Source organism: Pirellulales bacterium (assembly GCA_035546535.1).
In the GTDB taxonomy this organism is placed as follows: Bacteria; Planctomycetota; Planctomycetia; order Pirellulales; family JACPPG01; genus JACPPG01.
In genome coordinates, this window is record DASZWQ010000194.1 from 1 (window position 1) to 15739 (window position 15739).

10 protein-coding genes are annotated in these 15739 nt (G+C 62.4%); 7 read left to right on the top strand and 3 right to left on the bottom strand.

Annotated elements, in window-relative coordinates; all coding sequences use genetic code 11:
- The first annotated feature begins 213 nt into the window (after nt 1–213).
- Both VHD36_22515 and VHD36_22520 read left to right on the top strand, forming a co-directional pair.
- Nucleotides 214–1614, top strand: coding sequence for a c-type cytochrome domain-containing protein (locus tag VHD36_22515; protein HVU90122.1), 1401 nt, complete (start codon nt 214–216; stop codon nt 1612–1614).
- 602 nt (nt 1615–2216) lie between these two features.
- Nucleotides 2217–3317: a hypothetical protein gene (locus VHD36_22520; GenBank protein HVU90123.1), complete on the top strand. Its 1101-nt coding sequence runs from the start codon at nt 2217–2219 to the stop codon at nt 3315–3317.
- A 69-nt stretch (nt 3318–3386) separates the two neighbouring features.
- Here VHD36_22520 and VHD36_22525 read toward each other — a convergent pair whose 3' ends face one another.
- Nucleotides 3387–5783, bottom strand: coding sequence for a glycoside hydrolase family 15 protein (locus VHD36_22525; GenBank protein ID HVU90124.1), 2397 nt, complete (start codon nt 5781–5783; stop codon nt 3387–3389).
- Between the two features lie 484 nt (nt 5784–6267).
- Between VHD36_22525 and VHD36_22530 the strand changes: the two genes are divergently transcribed.
- Both VHD36_22530 and VHD36_22535 read left to right on the top strand, forming a co-directional pair.
- Nucleotides 6268–8211, top strand: a complete 1944-nt coding sequence (locus tag VHD36_22530) for a PAS domain S-box protein (protein HVU90125.1) — start codon at nt 6268–6270, stop codon at nt 8209–8211.
- Between the two features lie 326 nt (nt 8212–8537).
- Nucleotides 8538–9227 carry a hypothetical protein gene (locus VHD36_22535; GenBank protein ID HVU90126.1) on the top strand — a complete coding sequence of 230 codons (690 nt, stop codon included), beginning with the start codon at nt 8538–8540 and terminating at the stop codon, nt 9225–9227.
- Here the strand turns inward: VHD36_22535 and VHD36_22540 are convergent.
- Nucleotides 9224–10045 (bottom strand): ATP-binding protein, encoded by an 822-nt coding sequence (locus tag VHD36_22540; protein HVU90127.1) that lies wholly within the window; start codon nt 10043–10045, stop codon nt 9224–9226. The two genes, VHD36_22535 and VHD36_22540, sit on opposite strands and share 4 nt — an antisense overlap.
- Before the next feature lie 265 nt (nt 10046–10310).
- Between VHD36_22540 and VHD36_22545 the strand changes: the two genes are divergently transcribed.
- Nucleotides 10311–10598: a hypothetical protein gene (locus VHD36_22545; protein HVU90128.1), complete on the top strand. Its 288-nt coding sequence runs from the start codon at nt 10311–10313 to the stop codon at nt 10596–10598.
- 35 nt (nt 10599–10633) lie between these two features.
- On the opposite strand, the gene nadD is transcribed toward VHD36_22545, so the two are convergent.
- A complete protein-coding gene (gene nadD, locus VHD36_22550; protein HVU90129.1) occupies nt 10634–11278 on the bottom strand; it encodes a nicotinate-nucleotide adenylyltransferase in 645 nt (214 codons plus the stop codon).
- Between the two features lie 193 nt (nt 11279–11471).
- Here nadD and priA point away from each other — a divergent pair, with 193 nt between their 5' ends.
- Together priA and VHD36_22560 are read left to right on the top strand one after the other, a co-directional pair.
- Nucleotides 11472–13757, top strand: a complete 2286-nt coding sequence (priA, locus tag VHD36_22555; GenBank protein HVU90130.1) for a primosomal protein N' — start codon at nt 11472–11474, stop codon at nt 13755–13757.
- Between the two features lie 172 nt (nt 13758–13929).
- Nucleotides 13930–15687, top strand: coding sequence for an ATP-binding protein (locus VHD36_22560; protein HVU90131.1), 1758 nt, complete (start codon nt 13930–13932; stop codon nt 15685–15687).
- Nucleotides 15688–15739: the final 52 nt, after the last annotated feature.

The window sequence follows — 15739 nt, forward strand, 5'->3', positions numbered from 1 at the left end:
ATGCTGGGCACCTTGCGACGATGCAGCCTCCGCGAACAAGTTTCCTCATGGGGACTCGGCGGCCAAGGTAGCCGAAAAGTCCTCGACCTCCTGGAAAACACGGCCGCTCTGGCGGCCTAAACTGCGAAACTCGAACTAAGGGCTCACGACGGAACGCCATTCCGAGAGCCCCCACGAATTGGACCGGATCGAATCCGAGGCGAGGTTAGAAATATGCGACTCTTTTCCGCACTTCTCCTGCTGAGCGGCTGCCTGTGGACTTGCCAGCAGGCCGCTCGCGCGGACGAACCTGCCGCCGCGGCGCCTGCTCCCGTCAGTTTCACAAAAGACGTCGCGCCGATCCTTGTCCAGAAGTGCCAGGCCTGCCACGGCCCGGGCGACCCCAAGGGGGACTACCAGATCACGTCGTTTGAACTCTTGTCGAAGCCGGGCGCCAGCAGCTCCGCGCCGGTGACAGCCGGCAAGCCCGACGAGAGCGAGTTGTTGCGGCTCATCGCCTCGGAAGACACAGGCGAACGCATGCCGAAGGATGGCGACCCACTCTCGGCCGAGCAGGTGGCCACGGTCCGCCGTTGGATCGAAGAGGGCGCCAAATTCGACTCGCCCGATCCGAAGGCGCTCTTGGCGTCGATCGTGCCGCGGCAGCCGCATCCCGCCCCGCCCGAAAGCTATCGCGTGGCCGTACCGGTGACGGCGCTCGCCTTCCGGCCCGACGGTCAGGAACTGGCCGCCAGCGGCTACCGCGAGATCACGATCTGGAATCCCACGAGCGGCGCCCTGCTGCGTAGGATCAAGAATGTGCCGCAGCGGACCCTCGGTCTGGCCTATAGCCCGGACGGCAATCTACTGGCCGCTGCCGGGGGGATGCCGGGGCAGTCGGGCGAAGTCACGCTCTATAACCCGGCGGACGGCGCGATCGTGCGGCAGCTGGGTTCGATGTCGGACGTGGCTTGGGGCGTGGCGTTCAACCCGGCCGGCAACAAACTGGCTGCCTGCGGGGCCGATCGTTCGATTCGCCTCTACGACGTCGCCACCGGCAAGGAAGAGCGGGTCATCGAGGATCATGCCGATTGGGTCATGGCCGTGGCCTGGAACCATGACGGCACCCGCCTCGCTTCGGCCAGCCGGGACAAGACGGCGAAGCTGTTCGATGCCGCGACGGGGGAATCGCTGCTCACGTACCCTGGCCATGGCGAGCAGGTGTTTGGCGTTGCCTTCAACGCCGATTCGAGCCAGGTATTTTCCACCGGCCGGGACAAAAAGATCCACGTCTGGAAGACAGCCGACGCGGCCAAGGTGGGCGAGATCGCCGGCTTCGGTCAGGAGGTCTACGACATCACGATCCAAGGCGGCCAGGTTTATTGTTGCTCGGCCGACAAGACGGCCCGCCAGTTCGAAGCCGGCGAGCGGAAGCACGTCCGCAACTACGAGGGGCACGCCGATTGGGTCTATTCCCTATCGTATAACGACGCCACGAAGCGCCTGGCCACTGGCAGCTTCGATGGCGAAGTGCGAGTCTGGAACGCGGCCGACGGGGCGCTCATTGCCTCCTTCAAAGCCGCGCCCGGTTTAACGCCGGCGCAGCCTGCCGTGCAGCAAGCGGCGGCTAAGTAGCGGCAGTTCTCTGCCACAATCACTTCGCATCCAAAGAGAGTGCGCGCGGGGGGTTCTGTGCGCGGGCGCCGACGCCAAGCGCGTGCCGTGCTATTCGTTCACACCGATCCCTGTCGAGAAGTCGGCTTGTGAATCGCGTCACGAAGTGTGGCGACACCATGGCTCGAAAAAGCGCAGCCGGCTCTATCCTTTTTTTCAAGTCGTGCTTATTGTGAATTTAGATGCAGCAGATCTCCGCTGCCGCGTCTCACGTCTTTAACTCTTCTATTGCTTGCTCTTCCTACGTTGCATCGGGTAACCCGCGGGGGTCGCGCTGCGCGATGGCATTGTGTTTGCATTGCCTGGGAATCAACTTTCGCCGCGGCCGCCAGCGACCAATGCGAAGCCAGTGTGGTGACTTTGCGGTCAGGAGTTGCATCTAACATTTTGTGAACCGTCGAATGTCGACGGAAATAAATGGAGAGTCGCAAACGCCTACAGGGCATTTGCACCAAACAGAGTCGAGGCGTCCCATGTTCCCCTCCTGGGCCCTTACGCGGTCCCTGTCTAGCTCCGCAAACGGGTCGAGAGCCAACTCCATCGCATGCTGCTGCATTCTCCTGATGGCCACGCTGCTCTGGCAGACAAACACTGTCGGGGCCGAGCCGGCCGTGGACGCGGACGGCAGCAAGCACGCCACCCCGGCGAGCGGAAGCAAGCTTGTCCTGGGCGTTCGCTGGACCAATTCAGCGTGTGGCGAACATTTACAACAGCGAACGAAGACGGCCCTCGCAGTGCTGTCGTTGCTGGGCGACTTCGACTGTCGACTCTCTTCCGAGGCACTGAGCTACGCGCGGCCGGGCGACCTTGTCGTCGACGGACCATTTCAAGACACGCTCTTGAATATCCCGGTGCACGGGCAAGCCCATGTCGAGGGAAAGCTGACGATCGTGCCCGTGGCCGATGATCGGCATGCCGCGATCGACGTGCATGTGAACGGCGTGGCGCGACTGGAGGGCTCGGGGACTTCGCATCGCGTGCAAATCGAAAGCGACGCCACCGTGACATTTCATGCGGTGAAACGCTTATTCTTCGACACTGCCGGCGTGACGAGCTTGCCGGCCACCTGCACGGCCGAAAGCGACATGATCTTCAAGGAGATTACGGCGCGCCAGCAACCGAAGCTGCTGGGGAAATTTGCCGAGCGCGTTGCGCATCGCAAGGTGGCCGATAGTCACGAAGCGGCCGAAGAGGAATGTTCCGAGCACGTGGTCGAAGCCATTTGCGCCGCGTTCGACCGCGAGCTGGGGGATTCAGCCAAGGTCGTGAACGCAACGCTCAACGACTTCCTGGCAGCCGCGTCCAAAACCTATCAGACGCATTGGGAGCGGGTCCGTTTCCGCACCGCAACCGACAGCGTGCGGATCAGCCGTGAGAGCGGCCAAACGACGCAATTCGCCGCGCTGCCGAGTGGGGCGGATGCCGCGCTGCCACTCGTATTGATACGGATCCCGCGCGATTCGATCGGCGTGCAACATCTGTTGGCTGGGCTACATCTCTTGCAACCCGCGTCAGAGGTTACTCGCCCAGGAGCGTCGAAGGTTCCTGCCGCGCCGGCGATGCGCTCTTCGGTCAGTTGGCAAGAGAAGACCGTCACGCTGTCTGTCGATTACGATCGGACGGTCGGCCTGGCCCAAGAACCCGTCGTCGGGGCAGGACAGTAGAGCAGGGGCCACGTGGCCAAAACACGCGGGCCGACGACGGGCACTTGAAAGCCGCGTCGGTGAGCTGCTTCAAGCGATCTCGACCAGGAAATCGCGCCCTTCCCAGCGACCGGCATCCAGCCAGTAGAACGTGAAGCGGACCGGTGCTTTCTGCCCCTCGGCAACGGGGATGTCGACAAAGTTTTGCCCGACCGAGGTGTGCGTGGAGTCGGTATCCATGGCAGGCTGCCACTCGTTGACAGTCCAATGCAAACGAAACGGTGTGCGCGTGATAACGCGCAGCCGTGTTCCCGCCGCCACGAAGCGCGGCTGGCGGTTGAACTTCCAGATTTCGATCGGTTCCCGCGAGGTTACGGACAAGTAGCGCTCGGCAACCTTCGGCAGGAGGTCGAAGACTCGACCATCGGCCGCCGAACGCACCAGCTTGATGTATTCAGCGTGCGCCCACACGAGCGGCATCGCGGCGCCGGTCTCCCGGCCGAAGAACAGTAGCGACCGCGCAATATCCGGCTGGTCCCAAACCTGTTCCGGCAACAGAGCGGTGGCGGTGGCGAATTTTTCCATCGCGTGAATGTACGGGGTGGGGCTGCGCCCCGCAGCCAGCTCGTAATGCCCACGCTCGCCAGTCAACAGGGGCCAGGCATGACCGTGTCCCCAACCCTGAAAGGCGCCGCCGTCAAGTCGTTGACCGTAGCCATCGTTGTTGTACCGGTGCCAGCAAGGGCCGTATGGCGTATCGACACGCAACGTAGCATCGATCACACGCAAGGAGTCTTCGATCAAATCGCTGCCCGGCGCGCGGATGCCATAACGGACTAGCTCCAAAAAACCGGCGTCGACAATATTCTTCGCTGGATGGCCCGCAGGCGCCCCGGGGGGCTGATTGCGGAGTTCGATCCAACCATGATTGGGATCTTCGTCCGCGTGCGGGTCACCGGGCGCCACGGGGTGAATGCGAATGAAGTGTCGGCGGATGCCTGGCACCAGCTCGCCTGCGGTGGTGACGGTCCAGCGATCGACGTGTGATTCGAGAAAGTCGGCGTAGTCTTCCAGGAAGCGCGCAGTCACTTCGTCGCGGCGCTCGCGCGCAAAGCACGCGGCACAAACCAGGCCGGCAATGTTCGAGGCCAGCGTCGATGGCGAGTATCCGCCGTTTTCTTCCCAGCGTTCTTGCGGGGTCGCTGGACCGTGCTCGATGAGGTAGCCCGCCGCGATGCGGACCATAGGCCAGGGATCAAAGCCATCGAGCGCGCCCGCCTCGTGCAGGCGCCAGGCGAGCATGATGGGAAACGACACTTCGTCCAATTGCACGCCCCGCCAGTACGGCTCGCCGCTGATCCAGAAATTCTGGTAAAAGCCGCCATCGGGGCATTGCGAGCAAGCCAGGTAGATCAGCGCTCGCAAAGGCGGCGTATGGTGACCGGCCGCCATCAGGCCTGTAGCGCTATTGCACATGTCGCGCGTCCAGACCAGGTGGTAGCCACCCAGGTCGTCGTCGCTCATCACTTCGCCCCACGGAGTGCTCAGCGAGGCGATGGTGGCGCCGTCGTAGATTTTGTCCTCGTGGGCGAGAATCAGGCAGTGGCTCATTCGGTACAGGTTCCCGCCATCACCCGCCTGCGCCACCGGCTCGCAGCGCAAATGGTCAGCCGCGCGGCTCCATTGCTCAATGAACCGTTGGCGATGATCGTCGAACGGCTGGCTCATCGACTGCGCCAGCGCGACCAGCGCCTGGTGCAGGCTATAGCCGAAGCTCAGCACCATGGTGAACTCGTTCGTAGCGCTGAGATCCAATTGCCCGGTGAGAGCGATGTTGCCATCGGTCACCGAGTCGAACTGCCAGTCCATGTGGAAGTCGCGCGCCAGGTCCTGCCAGCCGTCGGTCGAGCCGACGTACCCACACGAGGTTTTCGTAAACGGTACGGTCGCTTGCAGGGCCAGCCAGATGCCGTTCTTGTGCGCGGTCAGCACTTGTCCCTGGGGCGTGAGGGCGACATTGCCGTTGTTGCTCCAGCCGCCGACGTCCAAGTGGGGCGCCAGCAGCACGTATAGTTGCAGCTTGTGAAGAATCTCGTCCGGCGCGTCGAGCCGGACCTGCATCAACAGGCAGGGCCGGTGCGGATCGCTGATGACCTCGCGTGTGAGCGTGTAGCGCCCCTCGGGACAGTGCGTTCTCATGCGGTAGCCGAGTGCGTGCGGCGCCACCGCCTCGACCTGGTGACTGGCATGCCTTCGCCCGTCGTGGAAGAAGGTCTCGCCGTCGGTGACGAGTAACTGCATATCGCGAATTTGGGGACGATCGATCGTCGGAAACGACACTTCATTGACGGTCCCGCGCGAGATCGTGAACCACACGCGGCTGAGATCGGAGTAGGCGGTACCGACACCGTCCTTGTTGGCGCGCGTCCAGCGTGGCGGAATGCCCGGCCCGCCGCTCGCGGGATTGCTATTAAGCAGTTCCGCCATCGAATCCATCTCCCAAAAATCTGCTTCGTTCGTCGCCTGGCGTCGGCGCACACCAGCTTTCGTTCACCCTCCCTGAAGAGGGACGCTGGACTATGCTGACCCGCGACGAGTGCCGCGTTGGCCGGACTACCTATTTTACGCCGCTGATCGTGACCTTGCTGTCGGCGACCGGCGCCTGCAAGCCCTTGGCGCAGCGGTTTTGCGTCGCGCCCGCCCCGAACATCCGTTAGAGCCGGCCCGATTCCTCCGAGCCTTCGAACGCGGCGGGGCATGCTTGCCAGATTGTGAGCGCAGCTGGTGAAGGCTCTCGCCAGAACAAAGCACGTGCTCGTACCGGGTCGATGCGCGCCAGTGGATGCACTGGACCCCATCTTGCGTTCGAATCGCTTATAGAAGGGATACGCTACATGAAAATTTCCGCGCGTCGGAGTACATTGACCGAACCGAATTCGGGTTTTGGTGCATGGAAAATACAGGCATTTGCATGAATAGCTTCTCTCAGCAAGCGCCAGCAGTCGACGATGCCCTGCGAGCCTCGCAAGAACGATTTCGCCTGATCTTCGATAGCTTGCCAACGCCGTGCGTTATCTATGATGCCCAGCGGCGGTTTCGTTACATCAATCGGACGATGGCTCAGCTGCTGCGCCGCACGGAAGAAGAGGCCATCGGCTACCGTGACGAGGACTTGCTACCGGCCCAATTCACGCAAATTTATTTGCCGCTATTGTGCCAGGCTATCGAGACGCGTTTGCCGCAGAGGGCCGAGTGTTCTTTCAGCGGCCCGCTCGGGACTGCGCATTACATCGCGCACTACGTCCCTATGCTCGACGAACATGGCCAGGTACGGGAAGTGCTGGGAATCAGCTACGACATTTCGCCGCAAAAGCGCGTCGAGCAAGAGCTACGCCAGCGCGACGACGAAATGCGCTCGCTGGCCGACAACGTGCCCGACATCATTGCCAGAGTCGATCGCGCGGGACGCTATTTGTACGTGAACCGGCGCGTCGAGGAGATTACTGGCTTGCCGCGCGAGGAATTCCTGGGCAAGAACAGCCGCGAGTTGAATTTTCCCGACGAGCTTTTGGATGTTTGGGACCGCGACCGTCACCGCGCCTTCGACACGGCGCAAACCGTGGAAAGCGACTTTGTATGGCAAGGATCGACTGAACCTAGATATTTCGAATCGCGCCACATTCCCGAAGTGTCCGACGACGGCACGGTGCGCACGCTGCTGACGCTAATCCGTGACATCAGCGATCAAAAGCTGGCCCAACTGAAGCTCACCGAAAGCGAAGAGCGCTTTCGCATGGCCTTCGAGTCGATTCCTGTCGGGATGGTAGTGCTGGACAGCAAATTGCGCGTGCAAAGGGCCAACCGCGCGCTGCGCGAAATGCTGGGCTATTCCGAGGCCGAGTTGATGACCATCTCGCCCTACGACATTACCCACCCCGATGATCTCGCCGAGGGCCGCGACAAGATGGCCGCGTTAACCCGCGGTGACATTCCCTACTACACCCGCGAGAAACGGCATCTGACCAAGGATGGTCGCGTGATCTGGGGCCGGCTGACAACGGCACTGGTGCGTGGTCAGGACGGCGATCCGCAGCGATACATCGGCATTCTTGAAGATATTGCCGAGCGACGCGCGGCTGAAGAGGAGCTGGCCCGCTACCGAGAAAACCTGGAAGAACTGGTGCGTTCGCGGACCCGCGCCTTGGAAGCCTCGCAACAGACGCTGCGCTCGGCGGAGAGGCTGGCATCGTTGGGCACGCTGGCGGCCGGGATCGCGCATGAAATCAACAATCCCGTCGGCACCATCCTGCTCGCAGCCGAGATGGCGATGGCCGCGCACGATGCTCAAGACTCCGAATCCGTAGTGCGATGCCTGGCAGGGATCAAGGCCGACGCGCAGCGTTGCGGGCGGATCGTCAAGAACGTCTTGCACTTCGCCCGGCAGGAACCCACGGAGAAGTCCCTGCATCCGTTGAACGAGGTTGTCAATGATGCGGTGCGGCGCACGCAAGCGTATGCGGCGGAACGCGGCGCGCAAGTGATTACCGCCCTGGGTAAGTCCGTGGGGACGGTGCTCATGAATCCTATCGCCTTGGAGCAAGCACTCACTAATGTCTTGCGCAACTCGATCGAGTCGCATCAACGTCCGATCACGATTCGTGTCGCCACGTTGGCCTGCCATAAGCATTACGAGGTGACCATTGCCGACGACGGGCCAGGCATCGCCCGCGAGGCGCTCCTGCACATCTTCGATCCCTTCTTTACGATGCGGCGAACCAACGGAGGGGTGGGGCTGGGCCTGAGCCTGGTCCACGGGACCATCAACGATCATCAGGGGCGGATTCGCGTCGATAGCGCAGTCGGACGCGGCACCACGTTCACGATCGAGCTACCCTGTCCCCCAGTGCAGGCCTGATCGATCGCCGACGCTTCCCCTTGCCAGCCGCGACGGCTGGAGTTTCCCGTCGGGATGGTCGATAGCAGGAGGCGTGAAACTCCTAGGACTTCGCGGCGTCCGACGTCGATGAAGGGACTCCGCCAAGCCTCCTGTTTTACCAGAATCGCGCAATCTGAAGGCCAGCGGAGTGCTGGCATGTTGAGGATGATATTGCCGGCGGCCTCCCCATGCGGCAGACTACGCGGCCTATTCCGAGTCGTTCAGACGCATTTCTTGCAGTTCCTTCGAAATCGAGCCAGCCTTTGGCGCCTTGCGGTGCGCGCCCTAGCGACCTGGGAAAGACTATGCGCTACGTCGTCTGCACAATCTGGCTCTTTGCAGTGCTGACCGGCTGCGCCACGGTTAAGACGCCACCGCCGCTGTTTCCCAACCCAGTGCTTGCGCCGCCGATTGACCGTGATGTTTTCTGGGATCAGCTCGTGGCGGTCGTTGACGACTACTTCGACATTAAGTCGGAAGATCGCGTCCGCCTGGTCGACAATATGTTGACCCTCGGACGCATCGACACCGTTCCGGAGCTTGGCGCCACGTTATTAGAACCGTGGCGCAAAGATTCCGTCGGCTTTTACGAGCGCTTGGAATCTACGTACCAGACGATTCGCCGCCGCGCGCTCATCCAGGTCGTGCCGACCGATAACGGCGGCTACATGGTCGATGTCGCAGTGTACAAAGAACTGGAAGATCTGCGGCGTCCCGACCATGCCAACGCGGGCGATGCGACGTTTCGTAACGACGACTCGCTCGATCGCTACAACGATCAGACGCAAGGTCCGACGACCACGCTCGACAGCTTCCCCACTTATGGCCGCGCGCGCGGCCCGATCGGCCCTCAGCCGTTCACACTCGGGTGGATTCCGCTGGGGCGGGACGCCGTGCTCGAGCAGCGGATGATTGCCGACTTGCTGAAGCGATTAGGAGCGCCCGGCCCAGGCGAGTGCGCTACGCCCATCCCCATTCAGCCCATGCCGCACTAAGATGCGGGCGAGGCCGGCGCCGGGGAAGTTGCGAGCGAACTCTGGCTGGCAAATCCTAGCGGCAACGCGTCCTGGGCGACCGGCAGCTTCAGCGTAAATGCCGTCCCTTTGCCCGGCGTGCTATCGACGCGAATCCGACCGTGATGAGATTCGATGATCTCGCGGCACATCGACAGGCCGAGACCTGTCCCCCCTTTGCCGCTGCCGTCGGGCCCGCTCTTGGTGCTGAAGAAAGGATCGAATATGCGGTGCATGACCTCGGGAGTCATGCCGCAGCCCGTATCGCGGACGAGCAGGTCCACGGTGCCAGCTTCGAGATCATGCGAAAGCTTGATGACGACGCGCCCCCCCTGGGGCATCGCCTGCCGGGCGTTGATCAGCAAGTTCAAGAGCACCTGCTGGATCTGGTTGGGATTCGTCAGCGCCGGGGGGACCGGTTCGAGATACTTCTCGACGGTGACTCGATACTTGTTCAGTTCGCGTTCCAAAAGCAGGAGCGTGTCTTCCACCAGCTTGACCATGTCGGTCGCTTCGAACGAGTTGGTGCGGTTGCGCGCGAAACCAAGAATGGTGCTCGTGATCTTGGCAGCGCGCGTGCCCGCCGAGAGGATTTTCTCGAAGGCCTTTTCCCGCGTCGCCACGTCCTTGTGACGCAAACCCAGCTTGGCGTAATTGATGATCGTCGTGAGAACGTTATTGAATTCGTGCGTGGTGGTACTGGCCAATTCGCCGAGGGCCGTCAGCTTTTGCGCTTGGGCCAAGCGCTCCTTGAGCACGGCGACCTGCTGTTCCAGATTTGCTTCTTTCCCACCGCCCATGGATTTACCTTCGGTCGATAAAGTCGACCCGTTTTGCGCCGGGCGTGCCGCGGCCCGATGCCGCACATACGGAAGCCCTTTTCCCGTCGCGCCGGTTTCGCTGGCTTGCGCCGCCTGAAGGACTAACTCATTGATCCGTCAAGAGTTAATTACTTGGTTCCTATCGTCGTGCTCGACTGGGCAACTGAAACGCAAGCCGCTATAATCCGCCCCGCGTCGCGGTCGCCCCCGGAAAGGATTCGCCAGGCGGCTTGGAGAAGCTGGGATGCACACAGTCGAGTTGCTGGAAAGGGCGCTCCGTGCGGCCGAAGGGCTCGGTTATCGCGTCCGCCAAGACTGGCTGGACGGGCCAGGAGCCGGCTGCGAAATCAAAGGCGAGAAATGGTTGTTTCTCGATCTCGCCAGTAGCCCGCTCGACCAATTAGACGTTGTCGCCGGCGTGCTATCTCGCGAGCTAGGCCAGCGGCGTGGCAAAGACGACGCAACTTCTCATCAACCGGCGCCAATCGATTCGGCCGTGCAACAGTTTCTCGACGAGCGACACGCTGCGTGACGCCGCCGGTGCCTGCGGCTTCGAGATTCGCACCGTTAGCACTGGCCGTGCCTCTCCGGCCGACTGACTTCGGGCGTTCCATACAGTTTGTGCGCTTGGATGTAGGCTTCCACGGCCCGGGGGGTCCGGTAGCGAATGCTTTGACCAGCCGCCACGCGCTGGCGGATGTCGCTGCTGCTTAGCCCTAGCGGAGGCATTTCGACCTGGTGTCGGCGGATTCCTTCCAGCCGCGCCGGCGGGACGATCGGCGCGAGCACATCGTAATGGGGCGCAGGAGCCCCTGGACGCCCCACAACGACCAGCGTCGCTAGTTGGCATATCCTGGCCGGCTCGCGCCAATGCGGCAAATCATCGAGCGAGTCGGCGCCAAGCAGGAAGAAGAGTTGTCGCGACGTATCCTCCTCGACCAAACTCGCCAGTGTGTCGACGGTGTAGCTGACGCCGCCCCGGTCGATCTCCGCGCGACAGACGCGAAACGTTGCCTGCCCGCCGATCGCCAGTTCCAGCATCTCCATGCGCTCGGCGGCCGAGGTCAACGACCGCCCCTGCTTGTGCGGCGGCGTGGCCGCCGGCAGGAACCAAACTTCGTCGAGCCCGCATTGTTCTCGGCAACATTCTGCTAGCAGCAGATGCCCATAATGGACCGGGTCGAACGAGCCACCGAGCAAGCCTAGTCGCATTCGTTGACACCTCGTGGGGCGGTTGCAGGACGCCGACGGCAGCCCCATATTGAAATCGAACACCAAACGGTCATGACCAGCCCTTTTGAAGGGCTCGCAAGCTCCGGGAAGCGTAAAATCTTCAGTGCCGTATCGTAACGGAGCAACCTGTTCACGACCACTGACGAGCGACTCCTCGCGCGGGAAGACAAGATTGAAAGCCGGCCACCAGCAAGAATTGTTCGACAGCGCCGCGCCCGATTGGGAGTTGGACGATTCGAGCGAGACGCTCGTGGCGTCGGTGTTATTGTCGATCGGGCCGACCGAGCCACTCGATTACCGCGTGCCGGATAGCTTGCGCGACCGGGTCCAAGTCGGTTGCCGCGTGAGCGTCCCGCTCGGCCATGGCAATCGCACCCGGATCGGCTACTGCGTGGGGTTGTCGCAGCAAACGTCACACCGCCGATTGAAGGAGCTGTCGGCGATCGTCGACGAGCAATGCCTGCTCAGTCCCGCCATGTTCCGGCTCAGCCAGTGGATCGCCGAGCGTTATCTGTGCAGTTGGACGCAGGCGCTCGACACCATGCTGCCAGCCGCCGTGCGACACCAGGCGGGTACGCGCCGGGCCACGATTCTGTCCGTCCCGCCCGAGACCATTTCTCGGCTCGAGGATTTGCGTCTGCCGGCCAAGCAACTGCAGATATTGCGGCACCTGGTAGCGATGGGCAAACCGGTTCTGCAATCGGAACTGATCGAGACGCTCTCCTGTACTTCGGCCCCGATTACAGCGCTGCGCCGCAAAGGGCTGATTCGCGCCGACGTGGCGAGGATTCGTCAGGAGGACTATGCGAAGCCACAGGCCGAGCGCGAGGAAAATCACCCGCTCAACGACGATCAAAAGCGCGCCCTGGCCGCGATCATGGCGGCCCTGGAAGCCAAGCAACAGCAAACGATCGTCCTGCATGGCATTACCGGCAGTGGCAAGACCGAGGTCTATATTCGCGCGATCCAGGAAGTCGTCTCGTACGGCCGGCAGGCGATCGTGCTCGTGCCCGAGATCAGCCTGACGCCGCAGACCGAACAGCGCTTTCGGGCTCGCTTCGGCGAGGTCGCCGTCCTGCACAGCCACATGACCGACGCCGAGCGCGGCTGGCACTGGGAGCGCATCGCGCGTGACGAAGTTCCAGTCGTGGTCGGCGCGCGCAGCGCGATATTCGCTCCCGTGCCGCGCCTTGGGCTGATCGTGCTCGATGAAGAGCACGAGGCATCCTTCAAGCAAGACAGTGCCCCGCGGTATCACGCGCGCGATGTCGCGATCGAGCGCTCGCGGGCCGAGCGCGTGCCGCTGGTGCTGGGCTCGGCCACTCCCTCGCTGGAAAGCTGGCAATTAGCAAAAAGTGGCACCTATCAACTGGTCGAGATGCCGCGCCGCGTGCTCGATCGCCCGCTTCCCGACGTGCGCACGATCGATCTGCGTAACGAGTTCGAGCGTGGGCCGGCGGCGGGTGCGCTCAGTCGTCCCTTGCGGCTGGCGATGCAAGAATCGCTGGCTGACGGCGGCCAGGTGATTTTGCTGCTGAACCGGCGCGGCTATTCGACGCATTTGCAATGCCCGGCCTGCGGCGAAGTCGTCCGCTGCCCGCATTGCGACATCGCGCTCACGCATCATTGGCAACGGGCGATCGCGCTCTGCCACTATTGCGACTACGAGATCGCGGCGCCACATGTCTGCCCACATTGCGATTCGCCGGGTATCCGCTATCGGGGTTTGGGTACGCAGAAGCTGGAAGCCGAAGTGCGCTCGCGCTTTCCCGAGATGCCCTCTCTGCGCATGGATACCGATACCATGCAGTCGCCCGGCAGCCACGAACGCGCGCTCGCGGCGTTCCGCCGTGGCGAGGTGCGCATCCTGCTCGGCACGCAGATGATCGCCAAGGGCTTGGATTTTCCCGACGTGACCTTGGTCGGCGTGGTTAACGCCGACACGGCGCTGCACTTGCCAGACTTCCGCGCGGCCGAACGCACGTTCCAGTTGCTCGTGCAGGTCGCCGGACGGACGGGCCGCGGCGCCAGGGGAGGCCGGGTCCTCGTGCAGACGTTCAGCCCCGATCATCCGGCCGTTCTGGCCGCAGTGCGGCACGATTATGCGGCGTTCGCCGACCGCGAATTGCCGCTGCGGCGGATGCTGGGCTATCCGCCATTTGCGGCCATGGTGCGCGTCGTAGTCCGCGGAACGCGCGAGACGATCACCCAGGAGTTTGCCGCGGCTATTGCGGCAAGCGCCACGCGGTCGCTTATGCCCGAGACGTCGGGCGCCCGCATCCTGGGGCCGGCTCCCGCGCCCATCGCCAAGCTGCGCGGCAAGTACCGCTTTCAACTGCAATTGCAGGGCACCGACGCCGAGGCATTGCGCGCCGCGATCCGCCGCGCCCAGGAAGAACTGCCACCGGCGGACGACGTGCAGTGGATCGCCGACGTCGATCCGCTTGACATGCTGTAGGATCGTCCGGCCGCTCGTGCACCAACCATCTTCTCGCATCGTGCCCCTCGCAAGGGCCCGTTTTTCTCACTTTTCTGCGGCAATCCGGCCCCCGATTGACCTTGGCCCTGCCAAACTCGACCACTTACAATGATCAATAGGCCGAGGGGTAGTTTTCGGTTCGAGCGAGTCGATGTCGTATCGATCATTCAAACGCGTGTTGGGCGAGACCAGCCTCGAGCGGAAGTGCCGCTTTCTGTTCGGCGCTTGCCTGCTCTTGTTGATCACCGGCAGCTTCTGGTGGTACGGCAAGCAGACCGAAGGGCTGGTCTACAAGCAGAACCCCGGCAAGGGACGCTTGATCGTCGACACGGTGCTCACGCGCACCCACTGGGAGAAGCTCGAGACGAGCGAGGCGTTCAAGAAGATCGTCCCGCTGTTCAGCGAAGATCTCGAACAGCAGGACTACGATTATCGCTTCATAGGGCTCACTTCCGCGCCGGCCATCGAGAAGCCTGTGGACGCTTTCGAAAAGCGGCTGATCGAGAAATTCATGAATTCGCGGCCCTCCGACGGCGAGCCGGAATATGACGAGCGGTTCTCAGCCGATGGTTCGGAATACCATTACTATCAACCGATCCGCGTGCAGGACTCATGCACGATCGTCTGCCATCGTCCGGCCGCGAGCGCCATGGGCGGCGATCCGGCCACGTCGGTCGCTGGTCTTGGCAGCCTGGGCGTGTCGTATGGTCGTCCGCCGAAGCCCGGCGATTTGATTTCGGTCGCGCGCGTGGACATCCCCAATGATCCTACGCGGGTCGATCTGGCCAAGAACCGCGCGATTCTCTTGAGCACCGCCATCTTCACCGTGTTCCTGGCGATGGTCGCCTCGTACGTCATCGTGCGCTATGTGATCGTCAAACCGCTCAAGCATCTGCGTGATGTCAGCGATGCCGTCAGCCGCGGCAATGTCGAACAGCGGGCCGACATTCACACGGCCGACGAATTCGAGGAGCTGGGCGTGGCCTTCAATCGCATGTTGCGCCACCTGATGGCCGCCCAGGGCGAATTGCGCCATTTGAACCTCGACCTGGACGGCAAAGTCGACGAGCTGGCCCAGATGAACATGCGGCTGTTCGAGATGAACCGTCTGAAAAGCGACTTCTTGGCCACCATGAGCCACGAGCTGCGCACGCCGCTGAACAGCATCATCGGATTCAGCGACGTGCTGGGCTCGATCGATTCGCTCGACGATCGTCAGAAGCGCTACGTGCAGAACATCCAAAAGTCGGGCAAGATGTTGCTCGACATGATTAACGACATTCTCGACCTGGCGAAAATCGAAAGCGGAAAAATGGAAGTCCGCCTGACCGATTTCCCGATCGAGCACGTCATCGGTTCGCAGTGCGACATGGCCCGGCCGCTGACCGAGCGCAAAAACATCGACCTCGAGGTCGACGTCGCCGCGAATCTGCCCGACTTGCACCAGGATCAGAGCAAAGTCCAGCAGATTCTCAATAACCTGCTGTCCAATGCCATCAAGTTCACGCCCGAGGGGGGGCGGATCGTCGTGTCCGCCAGGCGCGACGCTGGCGGCGATCTGCTAATGGTGGTCACGGACACGGGCGTCGGCATCGCCGAGGAAGACCAGGTCGCGATCTTCGAAAAGTTCCGCCAAGGGCATACCGTCCTCATCGGCGGCGACGCCATGACCCGCGAATTCTCCGGCACGGGACTGGGGCTATCGATCGTGAAAGAACTTTGTAAATTGTTGGGCGGGGAAATCTCGCTGAAGAGCGAATTGGGAAAGGGGAGCGAGTTCACGGTGCGCTTACCCTGGAGCCTGCCCGAGCAGGTCCAATTCGCCTCGGCCCTTCCGACCACGATGCCGGCCGAGAGCGGTGAATTCCTCCGACCGGTGGCCAGCGAGGCTGGCGCCGCGCGGTCGTAAGCTGCTTCGGCTATGACTTGATTTGGCGGCACCCCGTCCTTCTTCTCCTTTT